The 21,816-nt window shown below is 47.6% G+C and carries 20 protein-coding genes; 9 read left to right on the forward strand and 11 right to left on the reverse strand.

Going from position 1 to position 21,816, the window contains the following annotated elements; genetic code table 11:
- Positions 1-131: 131 nt before the first annotated feature.
- Both ACP7H9_RS12215 and ACP7H9_RS12220 read left to right on the forward strand, forming a co-directional pair.
- Positions 132-1,199, forward strand: coding sequence for a PepSY-associated TM helix domain-containing protein (locus tag ACP7H9_RS12215; RefSeq protein WP_439222835.1), 1,068 nt, complete (start codon positions 132-134; stop codon positions 1,197-1,199).
- Positions 1,200-1,201: 2 nt separating this feature from the next.
- Positions 1,202-2,032, forward strand: a complete 831-nt coding sequence (locus ACP7H9_RS12220; RefSeq protein WP_439222836.1) for a DUF4198 domain-containing protein — start codon at positions 1,202-1,204, stop codon at positions 2,030-2,032.
- Between the two features lie 65 nt (positions 2,033-2,097).
- Here the strand turns inward: ACP7H9_RS12220 and ACP7H9_RS12225 are convergent, their stop codons facing one another.
- On the reverse strand, positions 2,098-3,099 hold the full coding sequence (locus tag ACP7H9_RS12225) for a Vgb family protein (protein ID WP_439222837.1): 1,002 nt from the start codon (positions 3,097-3,099) through the stop codon (positions 2,098-2,100).
- A gap of 187 nt (positions 3,100-3,286) precedes the next feature.
- On the opposite strand from ACP7H9_RS12225, the gene ACP7H9_RS12230 reads away from it, so the two are divergent.
- Positions 3,287-5,062, forward strand: coding sequence for an SLC13 family permease (locus ACP7H9_RS12230; RefSeq protein WP_011235729.1), 1,776 nt, complete (start codon positions 3,287-3,289; stop codon positions 5,060-5,062).
- Here the strand turns inward: ACP7H9_RS12230 and ACP7H9_RS12235 are convergent.
- The 6 genes from ACP7H9_RS12235 to ACP7H9_RS12260 all read right to left on the reverse strand — a co-directional run bounded on the left by ACP7H9_RS12235 (position 5,059) and on the right by ACP7H9_RS12260 (position 12,230).
- Positions 5,059-6,192 (reverse strand): GNAT family N-acetyltransferase, encoded by a 1,134-nt coding sequence (locus ACP7H9_RS12235; RefSeq protein ID WP_439222838.1) that lies wholly within the window; start codon positions 6,190-6,192, stop codon positions 5,059-5,061. The genes ACP7H9_RS12230 and ACP7H9_RS12235 overlap by 4 nt on opposite strands.
- Before the next feature lie 3 nt (positions 6,193-6,195).
- Entirely contained in the window at positions 6,196-6,435 is a 240-nt protein-coding gene (locus ACP7H9_RS12240; RefSeq protein WP_114982310.1) for a DUF2442 domain-containing protein, read from the reverse strand.
- Positions 6,416-6,652, reverse strand: coding sequence for a DUF4160 domain-containing protein (locus ACP7H9_RS12245; protein ID WP_153850206.1), 237 nt, complete (start codon positions 6,650-6,652; stop codon positions 6,416-6,418). Before ACP7H9_RS12245 ends, ACP7H9_RS12240 begins: the two co-directional genes overlap by 20 nt.
- 86 nt (positions 6,653-6,738) lie before the next feature.
- Positions 6,739-7,602, reverse strand: a complete 864-nt coding sequence (locus ACP7H9_RS12250; RefSeq protein ID WP_153850207.1) for a putative RNA methyltransferase — start codon at positions 7,600-7,602, stop codon at positions 6,739-6,741.
- Between the two features lie 134 nt (positions 7,603-7,736).
- Positions 7,737-9,902 (reverse strand): S46 family peptidase, encoded by a 2,166-nt coding sequence (locus ACP7H9_RS12255; RefSeq protein ID WP_439222839.1) that lies wholly within the window; start codon positions 9,900-9,902, stop codon positions 7,737-7,739.
- Positions 9,903-10,082: 180 nt separating this feature from the next.
- On the reverse strand, positions 10,083-12,230 hold the full coding sequence (locus ACP7H9_RS12260) for a TonB-dependent siderophore receptor (RefSeq protein WP_439222840.1): 2,148 nt from the start codon (positions 12,228-12,230) through the stop codon (positions 10,083-10,085).
- A gap of 110 nt (positions 12,231-12,340) precedes the next feature.
- Between ACP7H9_RS12260 and ACP7H9_RS12265 the strand changes: the two genes are divergently transcribed.
- The 3 genes from ACP7H9_RS12265 to ACP7H9_RS12275 all read left to right on the forward strand — a co-directional run bounded on the left by ACP7H9_RS12265 (position 12,341) and on the right by ACP7H9_RS12275 (position 16,179).
- A complete protein-coding gene (locus tag ACP7H9_RS12265) occupies positions 12,341-13,486 on the forward strand; it encodes a PepSY-associated TM helix domain-containing protein (RefSeq protein WP_417441484.1) in 1,146 nt (381 codons plus the stop codon).
- Positions 13,486-13,956 (forward strand): hypothetical protein, encoded by a 471-nt coding sequence (locus ACP7H9_RS12270; protein ID WP_439222841.1) that lies wholly within the window; start codon positions 13,486-13,488, stop codon positions 13,954-13,956. Before ACP7H9_RS12265 ends, ACP7H9_RS12270 begins: the two co-directional genes overlap by 1 nt.
- Before the next feature lie 72 nt (positions 13,957-14,028).
- Positions 14,029-16,179, forward strand: a complete 2,151-nt coding sequence (locus tag ACP7H9_RS12275; RefSeq protein ID WP_439222842.1) for a TonB-dependent siderophore receptor — start codon at positions 14,029-14,031, stop codon at positions 16,177-16,179.
- 77 nt (positions 16,180-16,256) lie between these two features.
- On the opposite strand, the gene ACP7H9_RS12280 is transcribed toward ACP7H9_RS12275, so the two are convergent.
- The gene (locus ACP7H9_RS12280; protein WP_110013507.1) at positions 16,257-16,913 is read right to left on the reverse strand and encodes an epoxyqueuosine reductase QueH; all 657 of its coding nucleotides are present in this window, start codon (positions 16,911-16,913) and stop codon (positions 16,257-16,259) included.
- 126 nt (positions 16,914-17,039) lie between these two features.
- Between ACP7H9_RS12280 and vapB the strand changes: the two genes are divergently transcribed.
- A complete protein-coding gene (vapB, locus tag ACP7H9_RS12285) occupies positions 17,040-17,306 on the forward strand; it encodes a type II toxin-antitoxin system VapB family antitoxin (RefSeq protein WP_439222843.1) in 267 nt (88 codons plus the stop codon).
- Complete coding sequence (gene vapC / locus ACP7H9_RS12290; RefSeq protein ID WP_439222844.1) at positions 17,303-17,752, forward strand: type II toxin-antitoxin system tRNA(fMet)-specific endonuclease VapC; 450 nt, start codon at positions 17,303-17,305, stop codon at positions 17,750-17,752. The genes vapB and vapC overlap by 4 nt, the downstream gene beginning before the upstream one ends.
- A gap of 14 nt (positions 17,753-17,766) precedes the next feature.
- Here vapC and ACP7H9_RS12295 read toward each other — a convergent pair whose 3' ends face one another.
- Positions 17,767-18,474 carry a ZIP family metal transporter gene (locus ACP7H9_RS12295; protein WP_439222845.1) on the reverse strand — a complete coding sequence of 236 codons (708 nt, stop codon included), beginning with the start codon at positions 18,472-18,474 and terminating at the stop codon, positions 17,767-17,769.
- A gap of 2 nt (positions 18,475-18,476) precedes the next feature.
- On the reverse strand, positions 18,477-19,757 hold the full coding sequence (locus ACP7H9_RS12300; RefSeq protein ID WP_439222846.1) for an anti-phage deoxyguanosine triphosphatase: 1,281 nt from the start codon (positions 19,755-19,757) through the stop codon (positions 18,477-18,479).
- A 183-nt stretch (positions 19,758-19,940) separates the two neighbouring features.
- Between ACP7H9_RS12300 and ACP7H9_RS12305 the strand changes: the two genes are divergently transcribed.
- Complete coding sequence (locus ACP7H9_RS12305; protein ID WP_439222847.1) at positions 19,941-20,588, forward strand: hypothetical protein; 648 nt, start codon at positions 19,941-19,943, stop codon at positions 20,586-20,588.
- A 22-nt stretch (positions 20,589-20,610) separates the two neighbouring features.
- Here ACP7H9_RS12305 and ACP7H9_RS12310 read toward each other — a convergent pair whose 3' ends face one another.
- On the reverse strand, positions 20,611-21,669 hold the full coding sequence (locus ACP7H9_RS12310; RefSeq protein ID WP_439222848.1) for an alpha/beta hydrolase: 1,059 nt from the start codon (positions 21,667-21,669) through the stop codon (positions 20,611-20,613).
- Between the last annotated feature and the right edge of the window lie 147 nt (positions 21,670-21,816).

A 21,816-nucleotide genomic window follows, 5' to 3' on the forward strand; every position in this document is an offset into this window, starting at 1 on the left:
TTGGCGATTTTGTGCGCATAATAACATAAAAAAACTAAATCTAAATGAGAATTTTTATCATTAAGTGTTGCAAATGAGAACGGTTTTTATATAAGATACATTCACTCTTGTTTGTAAAGGAAGAAAAGTTAATGGCTCGACGCTCGGGTGGCCGCAGAGGGTGGTCTTTAAAAGACTGGCATTGGATAAGCTCTGCCGTTTGCCTCATTGGCATGTTGTTGTTTTCAGTCACCGGTATAACGCTAAACCATGCTGGCTGGATAGAATCCGTACCCAGCGTCGAAAGCCATGAAAGCTCTCTCCCACAAACGGAATTGGACCGGTTGGCGAATGCTTCAGGGACTGACGCTCTACCAACTTTTTTCCACCGCTGGTACGAAGATAAGACGCAAAACAGCATCAGTTCAAATGCCGAAATCGAATGGAGTGACTACGAATTGTACGTCGCCATGCCTCGCCCTGGCGGGGACAGCTGGTTCAGCGTCGATTTAACCAGTGGTGCTTTTTATTCTGAAACCACCGATCGCGGCTGGATTGCCTATTTCAATGACCTCCACAAAGCCCGCAATACCGGTTTTCTCTGGAGCCTTTTCATTGACGTATTTGCCGTTGCCAGCATTTTATTCACAATTACGGGGTTATTACTTTTGAAAAAATACAGTAAGGGGCGCAAGTCCACCTGGCCACTGGTTCTGGCTGGCTTCATCATTCCTTTGTTCGCTGTTATGGGATCAGCACATGCTGCTGAAAACGAGCTCAATGTCGAAATTCCCCGCCTGTCAGTCGCCGAATATCACGCACCTTACCTAGCGGTATGGCTGGCAGATGAACGCAACCAACGGGTAGCTGATATTGCGGTCTGGTACGACGTTAACCTAAAAGATAACGAAGGTGAAAAATGGCTTAAAGACATGCGCCAGTGGTGGCGTCGTAGCGGCCGTATGGCCGATATGCCTATCGATGGTGTATCGGGTGCGACACGTCGGCCCGGCACTCACAAGGTGGACTTAACGCCGTTATTAACCAAACTACCTGACCTTGAGCCCGGCCAGTATTACTTGTATGTAGAAGCCGCGCGCGAAGTCGGCGGTCGCGAAATGCTGCGCCTGCCATTGTCTTTACCTATCGATAGCCCAATATCCATCTCAGAGACCGGCGAGCACGAGCTTGGCCGAGTGTCATTAAAACTGGAGCCTTAATCATGAAATTATCTTCTGTACTTACAACCAGCCTGGCTGTGCTGACCTTATTTGCCAGCACCAGCAGTGAAGCTCACCGGGTCTGGATTAAACCCAGCGCCACCGTCGTTTCCGGCGACTCAGAATGGGTGACTTTTGATGCCGCTATAGCCAATGGCATTTTTTATCCAGATCACTACCCGCTAGGTTTAGATAACGTCAAAGCCATGGCGCCAGACGGCTCTGCTGTGACCCTAGAAAATGGGCATAAAGGTAAGTATCGCTCGGTATTTGATATTGAACTGGAAAAAGAAGGTACTTACACCATTTATTCAGCCAGCTCAGGTTTATCCGCACGCTGGGTGGATGACGAAGGTGAACGTCAGTATTGGCCGCCACGTGGTGCGCAAAAAACCAATGAAGACTTCTACAAAGAAGTTCCTCAGGACGCTAAAGAGTTGGAAGTTAGTGAACGCTCACGTCGTGTTGAAACCTTTGTTACCTCTGGTGCGCCAACTTATGACACCCTGGGTCCAACCGGTAGCGGTCTGGAACTTGAACCAGTAACCCACCCGAACGATTTATACACCGGTGAAAACATTACCTTTAAATTTAATATTAATGGTACTGCAGCTGCTGGAACTGAAATTGTCTTAGTAAAAGGTGGTGAGCGTTATCGTGACCAGGCACAACCAACCAAGTTAACGACTAACGAGAAAGGCGAAGTCACCTTCACTCTGGATGAGCCTGGCATGTACTGGTTAGAAGCAGAATACGCTGACGACAACGGCGAAGCCCCGGCTACCAAACGCCAGGGCTCTTACGTTGCCGTACTAGAAGTTCTGCCTATGTAAGGTTTCATCTGGCGTAGCCTGACATTCATGTCAGGTGAGATATCGCTCCTGACGTAAACGTCAGGCTACTCAAGACGAACCACTCCCAGGGTGTTGGCGTCGGTGCCGAACCAAATGGAATCGGTATTTTCATCATAGAACATATGACGAACCGTACCGCCGCCACTCTCCAGCTCAATTGGCTCTGAAAACTCGTGGGTTTCGGTATCGAAGCCCACTAGCCGGTTCGGCTGCACACCGGTTTCAACGAACCAGACGTCATTACGTTTATCCACAGCCATACCATAAGGCCGTGAATTTTCTTCAGCTGGTGCCCGCCAGTCTTTATTCTCACCGCTAGCCGGATCATAACTACCAACATACCCTTTGTTGTAATCCACATACCAAATGATACCGTCGTCAGTCATACCAAGCCGACGCGGCCTATTGTCTTTCCGTTCAAGCTCAATTTCCCGCAGCTTTCCGTTTTCAACAGTCGCCAACTTATTGGTACCAAAGAGCGTCGCCCAGGGTTTGTCGTTCTCGACAATTAAACCGTAAGGCCTGGCCGAATCCGTGGGCACATCCCAAAGTTCTATTTCACCGTCATCGGTTTCCAGAAAGCCTATTTGGTTACCGGCCTGAACCGTAAACCAAATATTGCCATCGCTAGTGAAGTCCATGGTGTGGCTGTCGCGCGTTCCATCTCCGGGTAATTGATACTGCTTAATGTCGCCTGAAGCCGGATCAATTAAACCAATATGGTTCATAAGGTTGCCGGTGTACCAAGCGCCACGATCATCGACAATAACAGTATGCGGACCCGCTCCATCGGGTAGATCGTAGCGTTTAAACTCTTCGGTTTCGGGGTTAAATGTTGCCGCGTAATCACTTCCCTGACCCACGAACCAGACCGTATTATTGTGCACCCAAGGGTCACGAGGCCGGGAATCCTCCCAGGGAACCTGCCACTCCTGAATTTCCGCTTTAGCCAGTCCACTGTCTTTGTGGTCATCGCTGTTAGCCGGCGCACTGCTTATTCCCACCAGACCAATAATTACCGCACTTGTTAAGCTTAAGTATTTCATTTTTATGGTCTCCGTAAATAATTTCGTAGCCTGACATTCATGTCAGGTGAGATGCCGTTCCTGACGTAAACATCAGGCTACTGCAACGAGATCTCCGACTACGAACTGTTTATCAGTATAGACGCTATTGCTTCAAACCCAACACTGTGCAATCTTCAACCTTTAAACACTAAACGGTACCTGTTACATGCTGGATCAATGGCTTATTGGAATAATCTTAGTCGCCATGTTGGTGCTTTTCGTCATAGATAAATGGCGTTACGACCTGGTTGCCATGATGGCGCTATTGTCCGCAGCTATTCTTGGTCTGGTTCCAACTGCCGAGGTGTTCAGTGGTTTTGGGAACGCTGCTGTCATTACTGTTGCGGCGGTATTGATTATTAGCCAGGCACTTTGGCGCTCCGGCGTTGTCGATGCACTGGCATCGGCTATGAAAAACATAGGCGATAAACGCTGGTTACAGATGATAGCCCTGACCTCAGTCACTACGATCTGCTCAGCTTTTATCAGCAATACAGGCACCATGGCAATAATGATACCAGTCGCCCTTCAACTCGCCCGCAGCAGTGGCAATAACCCCTCCAAAGTGTTAATGCCTATGGCCTTTGGCTCCTTACTGGGGGGCACTATTACTATGGTGGGTACGCCGCCGAACATTATTATTGCCGATATTCGTCGCGAGGCTATGGGTGAGTCTTTCGGTATTTTTGAATTTACTCCGGTTGGTCTCAGCATCGCCATCGCGGGCTTACTCTTTATGTGGCTGCTAAGTCACTGGTTGGTGCCAGAAAAAGCTGGGAAATCCAAATCGCAGTCACTTTACGATGTCAGTAGCTACCTGACCGAACTCTATGTACCTGAAGGCTCTAACTTTGTTGGTGAAACTCTCTATGAGCTGGAAAACCGTAGCGAAGAGGACTTTGTAATTGTTGCACTACAACGTGGCGAAAAGCGCTGGTCTGCACCGGCCCGATACTTGCGATTGAAACCTGAGGATGTATTAATAGTTGAAGCCAACGCGGAGACCATTCAGCAAGTTATTGACGGAACAGGGCTTGAGCTTAACGCCGAGGAAGAAATTGACGAGCGCTTTTTAAAGTCCGACGACATTACCGTTATTGAAGGGATTGTCGGGCACGATTCACGCCTTATCGGCCGCTCGGCTGGCGACATAAAATTACGCAGCCGCTACGGTATTAATGTACTGGGCGTTGCCCGCGAGGGCCAAAAGCTGGGAACAAAACTGGCGAATATTCGCTTTAAGCCGGGTGATGTTTTATTACTGCAGGGCGACGCTGAAGTGCTTAATGACGTATTTCAGCGCTTTGGCTGCTTCCCTCTAGCTCAACGTAGCTTGCGACTGGGCTCACCAAAACAACTGATTCAGCCACTGGGGATATTCTCGGCAGCGATTCTGGCAGCAGCACTCGGCTTTATCTCAGTGCCGGTTGCGTTCTCTCTTGCGGCCGGCCTTATGGTTATTACCAATATTCTGCCTCTTCGGGAACTCTATGACGCCATAGACTGGCCTATTATTGTCTTGCTGGGAGCGACAATTCCACTGGGGTCTGCGCTGGAGCGCAGCGGTGCTGCCGATACCATTGCCAACGCGGTGCTTTATGTGAGTCAGGGGTCACCCGATTTTGTTGCCGTGGGCTTACTGCTAATAGTTACGATGCTGCTGTCGAACATAGTTAACAACGCCGCCGCGGCCGTATTGATGGCGCCTATTGGCATCAGTATGGCCAGCAGCTTCGGCGCCAGTATGGATCCGTTTTTAATGGCGGTTGCTATTGGTGCCGCTGTGCCTTTCTTAACCCCGATAGGCCACCAGTCGAATATATTGGTTATGGGCCCGGGGGGTTACAATTTTAGCGACTACTGGCGGCTTGGACTACCGTTGTCCCTGCTGGTTTCGGCGGTTGCGCTGGTCATGATACTGCTGGTATGGCCGTTGTATTAATCGCTGATTTTATAAGGCAGATAGGTTTGCAGTGTTTTCAGGTGTTCGCGTAACGCACTGCGTTCATCCTGACAATACTGCTCAATGGCGTCGCTAAGAGGCGCCTCCATAAAACGGTAAAAGCCTTCGCGCAGAACAGGCTCAAAACCACGATGCAATTTGTGCTCACCCTGAGCGCCCGCGTCAAAATACTGTAGCCCGTGGTTTATGCAAAACTCAATTCCCTGATAATAACAGGCTTCAAAGTGCAGAAATTCAAGCTCTTCCCGGCAGCCCCAGTAGCGTCCGTAAAGTGTATCTTCTCCTTTAAAACACAAAGAAGCAGCCAGCAGGTTGTCGTCTTTGTAGGCAGCGAATACCACAATATAATCGGCTAAATGTTCAGCCCAGAGCTTGAAGGTAGCAGGGGTTAAATAGCCGCCATGCCCCGAACGTTTTAAATAAGTACGCTGGTAGAACAGAGTAAATTGCTGCCAAAACTCCGCAGTTAACTCATTACCCTGCAGGGTTCCCATTTGCACATTTTGTTCTGATACTTTCTGCCGCTCTTTGCGAATCGTCTTACGCTTACGCGACACCAGAGCCGCTAAAAAATCATCAAAGCTGCCGTAGTCCCGGTTCTGCCAGAGAAACTGGATATCAAAACGCTGCCACCAACCTTCGTCGGCGAAAGCATGGCTCAAGTCAGGTTCAACGTACAAACTCTGCAAGTTACTGACGTCATGTTGCTTTAACAACTCCGACTCAATAATGGACAACATTTCGCCGCGGTTAACACCCTCGCTAATAGCCAAACGCGGTCCCTGACATGGGGTAAAAGGTATGGCGTTAATCAGCTTGGGGTAATATTGAAAACCATAGCGCTCAAAGGCTTCGGCGAAGGCCCAGTCGAACAGATACTCACCATAGGAATGCGTTTTCTTAAACCACGGCATAGCCGCAACCATGGTGTCATTATCATCATAAACAACAGCATATTGCGGCAACCAGCCGCGCTGCAGCCCAAGACTGCCACCCTGTTCAAGTGCCAGCAGAAAATCGTAACAAGTAAAAGGGTAATCACTCCCAAATAAAGAGTTCCATTCAGCCTTAGATATTGTGATTATTGTCGAATGGATAACTGCTCGCATGTTTTAGGCGCTTAAAAGCCCTCGCACACTAATATCTTCATCCAGTTGCGGCCAATGGATGCCCTGACCATTTCCCAATAGTTGCCAATCGCTACGCTCTTCTTCTGAGGCGGCTTCCAAACGGGGAAACCAGACTATAGGTGCAGAAATTTTACGCCCATCAGCCAACTCGACTTCAAGCGTTGCCTCGGTAACAGATACATTCACTGCAACAGGATGGCGATCAATTTCTAAAGTATTCATCCCAAGCCTCCAGAAGCTCTTCTCTGTGTTGAACTACAATTCTGTTTATGCGCCTCAGCTCAAACGATGAGAAGCCTACCGAACTGCTCATTAAAACAGGCTTCAGCCAAAACTTTGCCAGTTTATTATCTCGCTGCACATGAATGTGCGGAGGCTCACCGCTTTCATTACTATAAAAGAAAAAACGATAAGCACCAATCCTTAGTATTGTTGGCATGCTTTTAGTTTCCGTACTTTTCAAAGAAACAAAGCTTAGGAGGAACTAAATGATTATGCCTTATCAAATCACTTAAACGTACGTAGTCATTTACCCTTTATAGTTATCGGATACTCGCTTGAGTAGCTAAAAACACGTATCCAAATATCCGCCGTCAAATCAAGAGCTTCGAGCCTCTTCGCTTCTTCACGCCCTTCAGCGTTACTTCGGTATAGGTGCGGAGTCATAGTCAGTAAATCTTTTATGGCTTCATTCGATGTCAGTGATACCGGAAAAGTCTCTCGTTGTTCGGAAATCAGTTCAAATTCGGAGGCGGTTATCGGTAAGGTCTCATTTTTACTTTTTATCTCAGAATAAATAATGGCTTTTAGCTCTTTTAGGTGATCACCAGCCGGGTCTACCATAATTAGCCGCCCGCCGGGCTTTAGAACTCGCTTAAATTCAGCTTCGACAGGGAAGCCAAACACGCACAAAATGGTATCGACACTGTTATCGTCCAGTGGAATAGAGTTATTGGAAGCGACCATCCAGCTCAGGCGTTTATCGCGTTTTGCCGCAGCCTGCACTGCCCATTTTGAAATATCCAGAGCGGCCATGCATAAATCAGTACCGTTTTGTTCCGCCTGCTCAACCAGGTAACGTAGGTAGTAGCCTTCACCGCAACCAGCATCGAGCACCGCCTGCTCGCCCTGTGCGAACACTGTATCGGCCAGAACCTGAGCCAGGGGTTGGTAGTACCCCTGATCCAGAAACTCCCGCCGTGCCTGCACCATAGCTTTGCTGTCGCCCGGGTCTTTCGAGCGCTTATTCTGCACCGGCAACAAATTCACGTAGCCCTGTTTAGCCACATCATAGCTATGACCATTTTCACAACGCCAGCTGCCACCCACCAACTGCAAAGGTGAGTGCTCTATCGGGCAACGTAAGGCGGATATTTTTGTTATTGGCATACCATCTACTTTTACAACGCTATTTTGCGACCATCTTATTCTTCCTGCTCGCCTTCTGCCAGCACAACAAAAAAACCACCACCGCTAAAAATTAACGATGGTGGTTTTGCTATAGCTAATACGTTAAATAATAACTACTGGCTTGTACTAACACCCAGCTCTTTCAGCAGATTATCCGCATGGTCAACGTATTCCATCTGCCACAGCATGTAGCGAGTATCCACCTGAATAGAACGGGTGTTCTCCAGGTTGAAATCCCAATCGGAAATAATGGAATCCAGCGTGCCGTCAAAAGCCAGGCCGACAAACTCGCCTTTATGGTTTAAAACCGCAGAACCTGAATTACCACCGGTAATATCCAAAGTGGCAAGGTAGTTCACAGGTACAGAATTTAAATCCGCTTTTTCATAAGGACCGAAGTCACCCGCTTCAATCGCCTTCAGTTGTTCTTCCGGCGCATTAAACTCCCCTTCACCAGTGGCTTTTTCTGTTACACCACGCAAGGTAGTAAAAGGTGCCCAGGCATTACCGTCTTCGGTACCATGGTCGCGGCCTGCAACGTTACCGTAAGTAATTCTCAGCGTGCTGTTCGCATCAGGGTACACAGCCTCTCCTTTACTTTGCATAAAGGCAATTTTTGCGCGCATGTAGTCAGCGTAGGCTTGCTGAATTTTACCGGAAAGTTCTTCGCTCTTTTTCTCATCTTCTAAATCGGAAGGATAAAGTGCAACAGCGGCTTTAACGAACGGGTCTTCGCTTTGCTTAAACTGCTCGGGGTTGTATTCCAACAAGGCCATGCGGTTATCCCGGTCAAGTAAGCTAGTGCTTTCATACCAACCATCAATTAACGCGCTTAACTCATCCTTGCTCATGCCATCACGCAGACCCATAGCTTTATCGAAAGCGGCATCGCGCTCTGACTTAGGCTGTGCCATGTAGCTGCTCAGATTGTGCAGATCTAATGCCTTCTCAACCTTAGCGTCAAAATTTCTGTCCATACCGGCCAGGTATGACTGGAAGCGTGGAACATCACGCTCCTGATAACCAGCTTTGCGTTCGGCGTCTGGTTTGGTGCCTTCCTGAGCCAAACGGTGCACAGCGCGCGCAACAGAAAGCAAACGCGGCGTTGCATTATTCAGCTGGTAATCAGCACGACTTTTCTTATGGCGCTGCTGTAGCAACGTATCAATGGTATTAAGCCCATCGGCATACAACGCTTTTTTCGTGCGGTCGCTGTTTACCCACTCAGTCAGCTCTTTATGTTCCTGTTGCTTACGTTCCAGCAAGTCGCTGTTCGCAAAGCTGTCCAGCATACCCTGACGGTTTTTCAGGTAATTGTTCAGGCCGGCAACACGGCTGGCGTACTTGAGCTCCGCATCTTTATCGTCGGTTGTTTCCCGGGCAATAATGTCCAATGAATCCTGAAACTGTTCAACTGTTTTAGGGTAGCTCCATTCAAAGGTTTCTTTTACTTCAGACGGCAGCCGGTGGCGGTTCGTGCGGCCCGGATAACCCAGGGCCATAACAAAGTCACCTTCTTCCAGGCCTTCACTGGCTATCGTTAAGTGGTAATCCGGTTTATAAGGTACGTTGTCTTCACTGTAATCCGCTGATTCACCTTCCGGGCTGACATAAGCGCGTAAAAAGCTGTAGTCGCCAGTGTGACGTGGCCACATCCAGTTATCGGTATCGCCACCAAATTTACCCACACCACTTGCCGGTGCATGGACTAAGCGAACATCCTTAATTTCCAGTTGCTTAATAAGGTAATACTCGAGGCTGCCGTAGTATGCAGCTACCGTGCAACGATGCCCTTCGTCCTCTTCACACTCTGCTACCAAAGCTTTCTGGTTATCTTCTATCGCGTCCAGACGCGCTTTACCCGTTAACTCGGTTACCCTGGCATCAATCACCTTATTAGTGACTTCATCGACCGCTTTAGTCACAAAAATGCGGCTGCCCGGTGCCGCCGGTACTTCTGCACTTAAGTCTTTGGCTAAAAAGCCATTAGCGAGCAAATCGTTCTCTGGCGTCGAGTTATGAGCAATGCTGTTGTAAGCACAATGATGGTTCGTTGCCACTAACCCGTCTGGTGACACAAACGAAGCCGAACATCCGCCCAGGCTGACAATAGCAGCAGCGGGGAACTCGGTTAATTTAGAAATATCATTAGGGTCAATAGTCAGACCTGCCGCCTTCAGCTTATCGGCAATTTCCGGTAACTGTTTGGGCATCCACATACCTTCGTCGGCTGCCGCAAAACAGCTGACTACAGACAAAGCAATCAATAACTTTTTCATAGTGTCTCTTCTGTTAATTGTTAGGGAGGGAACAATAACCTCTAATAAAAGCTATAGTCATAGTCTTACCGAAACTTGTCAATAATCAGACAAGTAATGTTACAAAATAACAGTGTCAAAATTTACGCACAAAAAAGGCCGTGCAAAAGCACAGCCTCTTACAAGTAAAGCTTGCTGTTTTTACCAAGCGTATTTAACGCTCAGTTCCACATTGCGCGGAGCACCGAAAAAGCCCTGATTATAAAAGTCGATGCTGGAATAGTACTTTTTATCGAACAGGTTGTTGACGTTAAAGCTCAAATCCCAGTTTTGGCTTAGCTTATAGTTGGCCATGGCATTCACGACGGTGTAGCTGTCCTGAGTAAAGGTTTCGCCATTTGGACCTATATTCGGATTAGACGATATTTTGCTCTGCCAATTTGCATTTACACCGACTTTCAATGCATCTGTGGCAGTATAAAGTACGCTGGCTTTCACCATGTCTTCGGGTAAGTAAGGCGCATAGTCTGAACCGTCACGATCTTCCGACTCATTGTGGGTATAACTGAAGAAAATATTCAGTGAATCGGTTGGCTTACCATTTAACTCAAACTCATAACCTTCACTCTCGGCGCCATCGACTCCAATAGAAGGGCGAATAGTCGTACCTGGCAGGAAGTCCGCATTATTGGGGTCACTAATTGCAAGATTATCTTCTTTCACTTTAAAGACGGCAACACTGGCTGTTAAAGCTTCATTAAAGAAGTCGCCTTTAACGCCCAATTCTGCGTTTGACCCTTCCACCGGACCAATGAGCTCATTGTCTGCATTTCGTGCGCTTTGAGGTTTAAAAATTTCCGTGTAGCTGGCATAGGTTGAAATAACGTCTGTGACATCGTAAACAAGCCCGAAATAAGGCGTGTTAACACCCGAGTTTTTATAATCGCTTGGCGACCAGGGTGATTGTACAAAAGTGTCATAGGTTGTAATTCTATTGCCTAGAATAGCAGTTAAGTCATCCGTTAAACTCAATTGAGCTGCAGCATATACCCCTTTTTGTTTATATGATTCATAAGTTCCATAAGCGGGAGTGTCGCTAAAGTTAATGGGATCGACCCCATTCCCCCAGTCAAACAAACTAGGAACGTCTATGGCATCAGCACTGCTATAAGAAACGGAATCAACATTTTGTTCAGAACTCAGAGCACCTGCGGTTAATTGATGCTCACGACCAAATAGCTCGAAAGGACCTGACGCCAAAAACCGATAGGAAGTTTGCTCACGTTCAGCAACATAATGATTCGGCGATGTTCCTAAGCCTTGTCCGGTATCTTTGTTTGGAAAACCGGAGAAATACAAAAGATACCCGTCCATATCATCTTCACGACGTTCAACATCCAGTTGAATATCCCAGCCGTTATCAAAAGCATGCTCTAGCTGAACGAATACGCTGGTACTCTCTCTATCCCATCTATTCCAAGGTGATGCTGTTGTCGTACTAACTGGCAAATCATCAGCCTGCGTACCGTCATCATAAAACAGAGGTAATGCACCCCACATACTTCCTTTGGGGTTACGCTCGCTATAATCAGCGCCCATGGTTAAACGTGTTTGAGTCGTCAAATCAGCAGTTACAACAGCGTAAATTTGCGCGTTTTCTTTTTCGGACAAATTGACGTAACTGTCACCTTCTTCATAGGCAAGCGCAACACGTCCTTTTACGTTTCCATCCTCTGACAAAGTTTGAGAGTGGTCAGCTTCTACTCTGTAGTTACTCCAGGAGCCAATCCCCAGGCTCGCATAACCACCATCTTCCGCTTTAGGGCGTTTACGAATAAGGTTAATGGCAGCAGAAGGTTCTCCTGCACCGGTTAACAAGCCTGTCGCGCCACGCACAATTTCAACGCGTTCAAAAATAACGGAGTCCGCCAATGCTTCACTAAAGAAGCTGTTGTACGCAATAGGCACACCGTCAAATTGGAAGTTGGTCACATCGCGGCCACGTGCACGGAAGAAAAACCGGTCAGTTTCGGCCTGTTGCGCCTGAATACCCGGAGCAAACTGCATCACATCGGCAACCGTATCGAGTGAGAAGCTGTCTATAAAGGTGCGGTCAATAATAGAAATAGATTGGGGTGTCTGGCGCAGAGTTAACGGTAACCCAGTAGCTGTTGTTGCCTGATCTAAAGAACTACCGGTAACTTTAATGTGTTCAAAAATCTTTTCCTGCGTTCCTGCTTTTTCTTTGTTTTCTTCAGCAGAAGCTTCGTTTTGTGCGGCTACAGCAGCGGAGCTTAACAGCGCGGATGCTACCGCTGTGGCTATGAAATTTCTGGCAAATGCCTTCATGAATTGTCTCCCGACCAAACTTTGTAAATGAGAATTGTTATCGACACATTGTATTTGATAATTGTTCGTATTTACAATATCATTTCGGAAAATTTCTCGGGGGAGTTGGAATGACGCAAAGGCAATGGTTTAAATTACATGGGTGGTGCTCGCTGCCAATATGGATCCTGTTTTGCTTTATTTGCATTACCGGTACCATCGCCGTATTCAGTCACGAGCTAACTTGGTTGTTCAACGAAAATGCGCGCGCGGTTAACCCAGACAATTTACCCGCTCAGCCTATCTCCGAGTTAGTTGCTACCGTTAAAGACCAGTTTCCAACGGCCAACGTTACGACGGTAATGACTTTTGAGCCTTATATTATTAACGCCGTCGTTTTCTCCGATGAAAACATCCCGATGGGCATTGCTTATGTAAACCAGTACACCGGCGAAATTCAGGAAGTTAACCAAGGCATTACTTTTATTAACTTTATGCGCTCACTGCATAGCTGGTTGCTATTCCCCTGGCAAGACGGCTACAGCGTTGGTTACTACCTGGTTTCGGCCATGTCCTTTGTCATGATTGGCGCTCTGGTTACCGGCCTGGTCATTTATAAAAGGTTCTGGCGTGCCTACTCGCAACCTAAAATTCGTGCCAAGCAGGGCAAAAAAACCCTTTTAACCGACTTACATAAGCACGGCGGCGCCTGGTCCATCTGGTTTCTAATTGTTATGAGTTTAACTGGCCTCTGGTACTTTACTCAGCAAGTGCTCTGGCACGCAGACATTGATATTGAAGAACACGCTCCGCTGGTTGAAGTATCTGACATTCCTATGGGAGAAAAAGCACAAGCTCCGGTGTCTTTTGAAGACGCCTTGCTTATAGCGGAGCAGCGCTTCCCCGATATCCGCCCCAGCTTCATTATGATGCCTGAGCATAACCGTGACATGTTCAAAATTATGGGCGGTGGCGACTTTATCTTCTACGATCAGTACTCTTACAGGCTGGATATTAACCCCTGGAACGGTGAAATAGCGCGAGCCGTTTCGCCCGACAACATGAATACCCTGCAGACCATTCAGCATATTGTTGACCCACTGCACTACGGCACTATTGGCGGTATCTGGACTAAAGCCATCTGGTTTATTTTTGGACTTATTTTATCGGCTATGTCCATTACCGGATTTTTGATTTGGGGTTCTCGCACAGTGAAAGCGGCAAAAGCCAAACGCACACCGCTGCAAGAGTCGTTACAGAATGAAGGAGCTCATTAATGGCGCGCCGTAAAAATACCTTCTGGAACCGCAATAAATTTAAGCTCAGCGGCTTAATTCTTATTCTGCCCTTTTACTTTCTGTACCAGCAACTGCAGCTACCAGAGCTGCCTCCCGTCTGGGATGAAAAAGCCGTAGGCCCGTTTAAAGTAGCCTTACAACCCGCAAATAATGAAGCGCCTTACGCGCACCACGAAGACTGGGTGAAAGACTTTTCAGCGTACGTTAACGAAGGGAAAGTCAGTGATATTCGTCAGGGTTATGTGAACATTGGCGAGGAGCCAATTGCTATTGAAGAACTGCAACAAGATGATGTCGGCATTCTGCATGGTAGTGAGTTATTGCAGCACGTTCATGCCATAGCACCACAAAAGCTTGAACCGCAGCAACGCGTTTGGGTCACTCTGCAAACCTGGAATGGTGACGTTCATCAAGCTCATTGGGAACTTCCTGAGACTTGGGTGAAATAAAACTTTAAACACGAATCGTTTTCATTTAGGATCCACCTCGATTTAGACCAAATCTAAGATTCGAGGGGAATCATGAACATTCAAAAGACTGTATTGGCGGCTAGCATCCTGGCCGCTTTAGCTTCCACCAGCAGCTACGCACAAGAAGAAAAACAAGAAAAAACGCAAGAAGAGATGATGGAAACCATCAATGTCAGCTCTCGCGGACTTATCTCTTACGTTAGTGCCACCGGTTCCAAATCTGATACACCCATTATTGAAACGCCTTTATCCGTTTCGGTTCTTACCGAAGCGCGTATTCAGGACTTAGGTGCTGTTACAGTACAAGACGCTATCGGTTATGTAGCAGGCTTATACAACGGTCCTTTCGGTGTTGATACTCGCGGCGATTGGGCAAAAATTCGAGGTGTTAGTCCAGTTCAATACCTTGATGGCCTTAAATCTCTGTTTGGTAACTACAACAACGTTCGCGTTAATCCTTATTCCCTCGGTCAAATTGAAGTTCTGAAAGGACCTAGCTCTGTTCTTTACGGACAAGGTTCTACCGGCGGCATTATTAACTTAGTGAGTAAACGTCCGAAGGCAGAAACTGAGGGGCAGTTCTGGGCGCAATTGGGTAACTACTCCCGTAAGCAAGTTGCCGGCGATATTACTGGTGCATTGAACGATGATGCTTCATTAACCGGCCGCTTTGTTGGCTTATACCGCGACAGCGATACGCAAACCGATTACGTTCCGGATAACAGCCTGGTACTAAACCCGTCATTGAGCTGGCATGCCTCTGAAGACACAAAAATTACCTTAATTGGCAACATTCAGCGCAATGAGTCCGGCTCGAGCACGCAATTTTTCCCGTGGCAGGGAACCTTGTTGCCGAACGAGTTTGGCCAAATTGACAGCTCCACTTTTGTTTCAGAACCAGGTTTTGATAAATACGATACGGAACAAGACGCGCTAACAGCCATTGTTGAACACGACATTAACCTGGACTGGAGCCTGCGTTTAGCAACCCGGTACAGCGACAGCAGTTCTGAGTACAACACAATGTACGGTTGGCCGCCGGTGTTCGCGGAAGATAATCGTACGGTTAATCGTGTATCTTACCTGTCGCGTGCTGATGCCAGAGCATGGACCACAGATTTACAGCTTCATGGCAACCTAAATACCGGCGCGGTCGAACACGACTTAGTTTTCGGTATCGACTTCCAGGATGCCTATACTGATAACGACACTGCCTACGGCGCGATGAATACACTCGATTTATACAACCCAGTGTACGGTCAGGCAACTGGCTTACCGACAGAAGCCGATCTTTCAGACGCACCTTCCAGCACAACCTACCAGCTTGGCGTTTATGTGCAGGACAACATGCGCATAGCAGACAAATGGTTAGTGTCAGCAGCTTTGCGTAGAGATCTTGCTACAACGAATCCTGAAATGTCGGACTCAACGGATCAGTACGCCACAACCGGTCGTTTAGGCTTTATGTATTTAATGGACGGTGGTATTTCTCCTTACGTTAGTTATAGCGAATCATTCTCTCCGGTATTAGGTACTGACGCTTTTGGTAAAGCCTTTGTCCCTAACGAAGGTAAACAATGGGAAGCTGGCGTTAAATACCAGCCCGAAGGTACGGAGCATTTGTTAACTGCGTCTGTTTACAAGATAACTGAAGAAAACCGCACAACCAGTGTTAACGCAGAACAAGCGGCAGACCCAGACATTGTTGACCCTAATGGCCAGGTGCAAACTGGTGAAGTTGAAATTGAAGGGGTTGAGCTGGAAGCTCAGCTGGCCTGGGATTCTCTGGACGTTTACGCCAGCTACGCGTACACCGATGCTGTAGTCAGTGAAAGTAATACCGTCGGAGAAGAAGGGGCAACGCTCTCTGCTACTCCAGATCAGCAAGCATCTGTCTGGGCAACTTATCGTCCGGATAATTGGAACGGCTTTAAAATTGGTGCTGGCGTTCGCTATGTAGGTAATACTTCCGATGGCAGTGCTTACGTTGAGCAAAACGGTGTGGTACTCAATGACCCACTAGAAACTCCAAGCTATACCGTATTCGACGCAATGATCGGTTACGACTGGGATAACTACAGCTTAAGTCTGGATATCGACAACCTGACCGACAAAACTGTATTAACCTCGTGTTTGTCTCGTGGCGACTGTTTCTACGGACAGCAACGCACGATTATGGCGAACTTCCGTTATAACTTCTAAGGCTTATTAAGTTTAGCTTTCACGTGCAGCCCCGAGCGTCTCTCTTCCCAGCGTCCGGGGCTTTTTTTAGGTGGGAGTTATTCGTTGGTGTAGTACTGAACGCCAATTTCTATGCGGTCACGGCCATTCTTAAGGCGCCACCGATTCATGTCTCGTAATGAGTAAACGCAGCCGCAGTATTCCTGCTGATAAAAACGCTCACGTTTGGCAATTTCCACCATACGCGCCGCGCCGCCTTGCTTACGCCAGTTAAAAGTCCAGTAATGCAAACCTGGGTATGGTGCTACCGCGCGCTTACCACAGTCGTTAATCTGGTCCATATTTTTCCAGCGTGAAATACCTAAGCAACTGGTAATGGTGTCAAAACCGTTTTCGTGCGCATACAACGCTGTACGCTCAAAACGCATATCAAAACATTCGGTGCAGCGTTCACCGCGCTCCGGTTCCCACTCCAGACCTTTAACTCGTTCGAACCAGTTTTTAGAGTCGTAATCGCAGTCAATAAAGTCCACACCCAGCTTCTCAGCAAAACGGATGTTCTCTTCTTTGCGCAGCAGATACTCTTTTTCCGGATGAATATTCGGGTTATAGAAGAAAATGGTAAATTTAATGCCAGCTTCCGCCATGCGCTCCATAACCTCGCCTGAACATGGCGCGCAGCAAGAGTGCAGCAACACATGATCAGACCCCGTCGGAGTCTCCAAAACAATGGATTCTTTCTTGTTTCTAGCCATAACTCTCTCTTCGCGGCTGAAATTTGTGCGAATTATAACTCAAACAGGCGGGGGTGATCACGGTTTTGACAAGATTAAAATTTAGACTAAAATAGGTATATCCATTTTGGATATACAGGAAGACCAATGACTAAAACAAGCTTATTTAAAAGTAACAAAACTCAAGCTGTCCGATTACCCAAAGACGTTGCCTTTTCCGAAGACGTTAAAGAGGTGGAAGTTTTAGTGGTTGGTGAAAGCCGAATTATTACCCCGGCTAAAACCAGTTGGGCATCCTGGTTTAGCGGAGAGCCTGCCAGTGAAGACTTTATGGTTGAACGCGAGCAGCCTGCCAGTGAAGACTTTATGGTTGAACGCGAGCAGCCTGAGGAGCAGGAGCGCGACCCGCTATGAACTTGCGCTATATGCTCGATACGAATATCTGCATCTATATTATGAAGAATAGACCAGCATACTTAGCCCCTATTTTTGATGAGCATTCGCGCGAGCTCTGCATCAGTTCAGTTACAGTAATGGAGCTTCAATATGGTGTCGAAAACTCGCAGCAACGTACAACTAATGCCGACAAACTCGACAGCTTTTTGGCTCGTTTAAAAATACTAAATTACGATACTGACGCGGCTTATCACACAGCACTTATTCGTCACAAACTGAAACAGCAAGGCACACCAATTGGTTCCTATGATCAGATGATAGCTGGCCATGCCCGATGCCATGGACTCACGGTTGTTACCAATAACACCGGAGAATTTGAGCGAGTTCCCGGGCTTATTACCGAAAACTGGCTGCAACAACCACCGCAATCATCAATCAATGAGCCAACTCCAGCCTATCGTTGACTTAAGCAGGACGACTAACCCAGCAACTGCTTACTCAGCATGCCAATAATAAAGCCCAATACAGCTCCGAGTGAGGGCGTCCAGTGGCGTCGCATTCTCGCTTGTGGGGCAATATCCTGAAACACTAAGTAAAGGATACCGCCAGCGGCGAAACTCATGATCATAGCCGTAATTGCCGGGGTGTCGCTCAACCATAAATAGCCCGAAATTGCTGCAAGAGGGCCGAAGAATGAGGCTGCAAACAGCCCGCCCAGTGCCATTTTTTTGGTGAGCCCTGCCGCCTTCAGTTCACGGTAGGCATTAAAGCCCTCGGGAAAGTTTTGGGCGCCAATAAACACGGCGAGTAAAATCCCAGTCTGCGGACTGACCGCAAAAACGGCCCCCAATGACAAAGCCTCGGGAACAAAGTCCATTAGCATGGCAAGAAATTGAGAGGCATTTCCGCCCTGTTTAGCCAACCACGCATCAATACAGCAAAAGACTATACCACCGCCCGCAAACAACAGGGTCAGCGACCAGGCATTCAGTTCTTTCATTCCCTCCGGAACCAGAGCAAAGGCGACCGCGGACACTAAAATGCCCCCACCAAAGGCGGTAATGCCATGAATAAACTCACGTTTCGTGGTAGTTCTTGGCGTGCCTTCGTAACGGGCAAATACACCACCTAAAAAGGCAGAAAGCCCCGCTCCCCAGGCCAGTAACAGCATCATGTAAACATTCATAACTAAACCTTATCAAATACAGAGCCGGTGTCCGGGCTGAACAGTTTACTGTAAAGCTTGGTCGCGTAGTTGTCCGTCATGCCCGAAATATAGTCGCAAATAACGCGCTTGGGGTTTTCTGCGTTTTTATACTTTTGCAAAGTAGAGCCAGGCAGCAGTTGCTCAGGGTTTTCGCTCAGTACCTGAAACAGCTTCAAGATCATCATCTGGCCTTTGTACTCCAAAACCTGCACCGAAGAGCTCCGAATAACATGCTTAAACACAAAGTCCTTCAACACTTGCAGAGTATGTTCAATATGCTCCGGAAGGCTCGCCTGCAGATCCAGCCAGGGAGATTCAAACAGGTTCTGTTCTGCAACTTCGATGGCATCGACAAAATGCCCGACAAGCTTACTAATTGCGTGCTTACGCGCACGGCTTTGGCCTGAAAAAAGCGCCTCGGTATAAAACCGCTCTTCCAGCATAATAACGCTGTTGTCGTCCAAAACAGCGAGTACGTCTTCGCGCCACTGCTTTTCAGTTACCAGGTTCAGTGCCAGCGAGTCTTCCAAATCGTGCACGCCGTACGATATGTCGTCGGCCAGCTCCATAATGGAGGTATCAAAAGCTTTGTACTGTGCTTTGGTTTTACCCTCTTTCATTTTAGTGGAGCGAAAGGTCGCTTTGTCGTTGGGAATCAGCGGTTCCAGTATCCAGTCCAGCACATCCTGTTCGTCGTCATGAATGGATTTAGGCGGTTTAAAAGCACTTAAGTGGTCTTCGGCAGATAGTGAGCAAGCACTAACTTCGCTATGCAACACCGGATACTTAAGCACGCCAAGTAAAGTACGCCGGGTTAAATCCAAACCGTCGTGGTCGGAATACTCACCCAGCTTTGAAATAATACGCAGCGTCTGCCCGTTACCCTCAAAACCACCGCTGCTGTGCATGTGATAGTTCAGCGCCACTTCACCACCGTGCCCGAACGGCGGGTGACCAATATCATGCGCCAGACAAATGGCTTCAATTTGGAAATAGGACGGGATATGCATCGAAATAGCGTCGTTGTTGGCATACTTTTGCTTTAACTTCTCACAAATGCCCGAGCCAATCTGCGCCACTTCCATAGAGTGCGTTAAGCGCGTACGGTAAAAGTCACTCTCGCCCACACCCAGCACCTGAGTTTTTGCCTGCAAACGGCGAAACGCCGACGAATGAATAATACGCGCCCGGTCACGCTGAGCATCGCTGTCCGGCGTAGCGGCATTAAAGGTCGTAGTTTTTCCTGAGCGGCGTTGGTGCATAACAAAATATCTTCGTTTGTTTTTTCAGTTACTCACAGCAAAACAAATTTTTGCGGGTTTGCCCAGAGAAACCTGTTCATAAATGGCACACCTCTTGCTGTTTCCTATCCATAGACGCGAATAACGCACTAAACAGGCAAAACATTGCCACACGGCAATGCCAGTTTTGGATAAGGAAAAGCCATGAACATGAACCCTGTGAGTAATAACGCGAGTTATCCGGCAGCAATAACCACGCAAAGTGACAAAGCCCAGGAGCCAGTCAGTAAAGACGTTGCCACTGGAGAAGACAAAGAGTCATTCATCGACAAAGCGTATCGCAGCATATTGTTGAATCGTATGGGTGTTGATACCGGGCATCTGGACGAGATTGAGCAAAAAATAGAAGAACTTGAGAGTAAATCCAGCCTGACTAAGGAAGAAAAAGACGAGCTTAACAGCCTGATGGAAGCGCGCGATCAGCTATTCGAAGATGCTATGCGTCGCCAGGCCGAAGAAGGCAATAACGGCAAACAGTCCAATATTCCCGTAGCAATAACTGAAAACTTTAATGCCCGTAAGATTTCGCCAAACGACATGAGTGAACTGGCCAGTCAGTTGTTTGAAGCCGGCGTTATAACCCGTGAGCAGCGTAGCGCAATGAGTTTTCAATTCGTCAAAACCAGTTTTTATAAAACCTATACGCCCGAATCCCAGCAAGTTGACCCTGATGAGCCCATGGATTTTGTGAAGTTTTGGGAAGATAGGGTAAAAGCCAACGACTATTTTGACGTATCAGCAAAAGAAAAAGCGAAAGACCAGGGTATTTTAGATGTGTTGCGGCAAGTCTGAATATCACTTGCCGCAGGCTTCATCATTTATTGCGTGACTTCAAATCACTATTCTGCGCTTCAATTTCACTGATGTACTTCGACTGATGCTCGCGTGCGAGTTTCACCGCTTTGTTCGAGGCCTTTAGCGCACTTTCGTTGTTGTCATTCATTGAATAAACCGTTGCCAGGCTGTCCCACAAAATTTCGGACTGGTCGAATTCCTCAACACCTTTCTCCAGAATTGCCTGTCCCCAGTCAACTTTGCCTTCATAAGCGGCTTTTATGCCATAAACGTTATACTGGTGAACCGACATAGGAAAGTCGTAACCTACCGTCTTTTCGTAATCAGCGTAGAACGCCTGCAACTGCTCTAGCGACTTAATTTCGATGTTCGGCACCGCGTTAAACCCACGAAAAACGGATTTAAGTCCCTCGACATTGCCAATTAGTGGCGTGCTGTCATGAGTTTCGTTGGGGAACTGCTTTGACTCCCAGTTAAAAGCCGATTCCGGCTTCGCTTCCAGCACGTTCAATAAACGCTCATAGCTCTCGGCCATTTCATTAGGCTCATTCGCCATACTGACAAACCAACGTACCGCCTGTTTTTCTGCCTCTTGCTCTGCCACTTTTATGTCTTTTATAAGCGCAAAGTCATCCCACCAAAGGCTTGGGCTAACCGATATTGCCGCGTTGATAAAATCTGAATGGTGAGTCGCCAGATAACTGGTGTAGAGCCCTGACAGCGAATGCCCGGTAACCACTGTATAAGGCGACACTCTGTACTTTTTCTGCAACGCCGGCATCAGCTCATCTTGCAAAAACTGGGTGTACTGCTCAGCACCGCCAGAGCGGTCAGCGTAGGCCTCCATTTTCGTGTGAGTAAAACGCTTTAAGCGGTTCCTTGCACTGACCCCGACAACAATCATTTCCGGCACAATAGAAAACGTACTTAAAAAATTCACATTACCCGCTATGTGCTCAAACTGCGTTGAACCGTCCATAACCAGCAGCACCGGATACTGAAAACTGTCTGAATGCTCATAACTTTCCGGCAACGCGACCCGCGCCGTTATCCCTTCATCAAGGAGCTTAGATTCCATAGTGAAGATTTCAGCGGTGTGCGCGCTGGCAGCGGTGACGAGAACAAATAGACAGGCAAATGAACGGGTTAAGCTTTTAAAGGAAAGGGCCATGAGATCAGTAAGTTACTGGGTAGTGGGGGTATATTAGAGCTATTTGCGGGTGGG

The sequence above is a fragment of the Idiomarina sp. ST20R2A10 genome (genome assembly GCF_051842345.1).
Taxonomy (GTDB): Bacteria; Pseudomonadota; Gammaproteobacteria; order Enterobacterales; family Alteromonadaceae; genus Idiomarina; species Idiomarina loihiensis.

What these genes read in the sequence shown, in the direction of transcription:
- ACP7H9_RS12215 (WP_439222835.1), top strand. Translation starts at nt 132, where the DNA reads ATGGCTCGACGCTCGGGTGGCCGCAGAGGGTGGTCTTTAAAAGACTGG.
- ACP7H9_RS12220 (WP_439222836.1), top strand. Translation starts at nt 1,202, where the DNA reads ATGAAATTATCTTCTGTACTTACAACCAGCCTGGCTGTGCTGACCTTA.
- ACP7H9_RS12225 (WP_439222837.1), bottom strand. Translation starts at nt 3,099, where the DNA reads ATGAAATACTTAAGCTTAACAAGTGCGGTAATTATTGGTCTGGTGGGA.
- ACP7H9_RS12230 (WP_011235729.1), top strand. Translation starts at nt 3,287, where the DNA reads ATGCTGGATCAATGGCTTATTGGAATAATCTTAGTCGCCATGTTGGTG.
- ACP7H9_RS12235 (WP_439222838.1), bottom strand. Translation starts at nt 6,192, where the DNA reads ATGCGAGCAGTTATCCATTCGACAATAATCACAATATCTAAGGCTGAA.
- ACP7H9_RS12240 (WP_114982310.1), bottom strand. Translation starts at nt 6,435, where the DNA reads ATGAATACTTTAGAAATTGATCGCCATCCTGTTGCAGTGAATGTATCT.
- ACP7H9_RS12245 (WP_153850206.1), bottom strand. Translation starts at nt 6,652, where the DNA reads ATGCCAACAATACTAAGGATTGGTGCTTATCGTTTTTTCTTTTATAGT.
- ACP7H9_RS12250 (WP_153850207.1), bottom strand. Translation starts at nt 7,602, where the DNA reads ATGCCAATAACAAAAATATCCGCCTTACGTTGCCCGATAGAGCACTCA.
- ACP7H9_RS12255 (WP_439222839.1), bottom strand. Translation starts at nt 9,902, where the DNA reads ATGAAAAAGTTATTGATTGCTTTGTCTGTAGTCAGCTGTTTTGCGGCA.
- ACP7H9_RS12260 (WP_439222840.1), bottom strand. Translation starts at nt 12,230, where the DNA reads ATGAAGGCATTTGCCAGAAATTTCATAGCCACAGCGGTAGCATCCGCG.
- ACP7H9_RS12265 (WP_417441484.1), top strand. Translation starts at nt 12,341, where the DNA reads ATGACGCAAAGGCAATGGTTTAAATTACATGGGTGGTGCTCGCTGCCA.
- ACP7H9_RS12270 (WP_439222841.1), top strand. Translation starts at nt 13,486, where the DNA reads ATGGCGCGCCGTAAAAATACCTTCTGGAACCGCAATAAATTTAAGCTC.
- ACP7H9_RS12275 (WP_439222842.1), top strand. Translation starts at nt 14,029, where the DNA reads ATGAACATTCAAAAGACTGTATTGGCGGCTAGCATCCTGGCCGCTTTA.
- ACP7H9_RS12280 (WP_110013507.1), bottom strand. Translation starts at nt 16,913, where the DNA reads ATGGCTAGAAACAAGAAAGAATCCATTGTTTTGGAGACTCCGACGGGG.
- vapB (WP_439222843.1), top strand. Translation starts at nt 17,040, where the DNA reads ATGACTAAAACAAGCTTATTTAAAAGTAACAAAACTCAAGCTGTCCGA.
- vapC (WP_439222844.1), top strand. Translation starts at nt 17,303, where the DNA reads ATGAACTTGCGCTATATGCTCGATACGAATATCTGCATCTATATTATG.
- ACP7H9_RS12295 (WP_439222845.1), bottom strand. Translation starts at nt 18,474, where the DNA reads ATGAATGTTTACATGATGCTGTTACTGGCCTGGGGAGCGGGGCTTTCT.
- ACP7H9_RS12300 (WP_439222846.1), bottom strand. Translation starts at nt 19,757, where the DNA reads ATGCACCAACGCCGCTCAGGAAAAACTACGACCTTTAATGCCGCTACG.
- ACP7H9_RS12305 (WP_439222847.1), top strand. Translation starts at nt 19,941, where the DNA reads ATGAACATGAACCCTGTGAGTAATAACGCGAGTTATCCGGCAGCAATA.
- ACP7H9_RS12310 (WP_439222848.1), bottom strand. Translation starts at nt 21,669, where the DNA reads ATGGAATCTAAGCTCCTTGATGAAGGGATAACGGCGCGGGTCGCGTTG.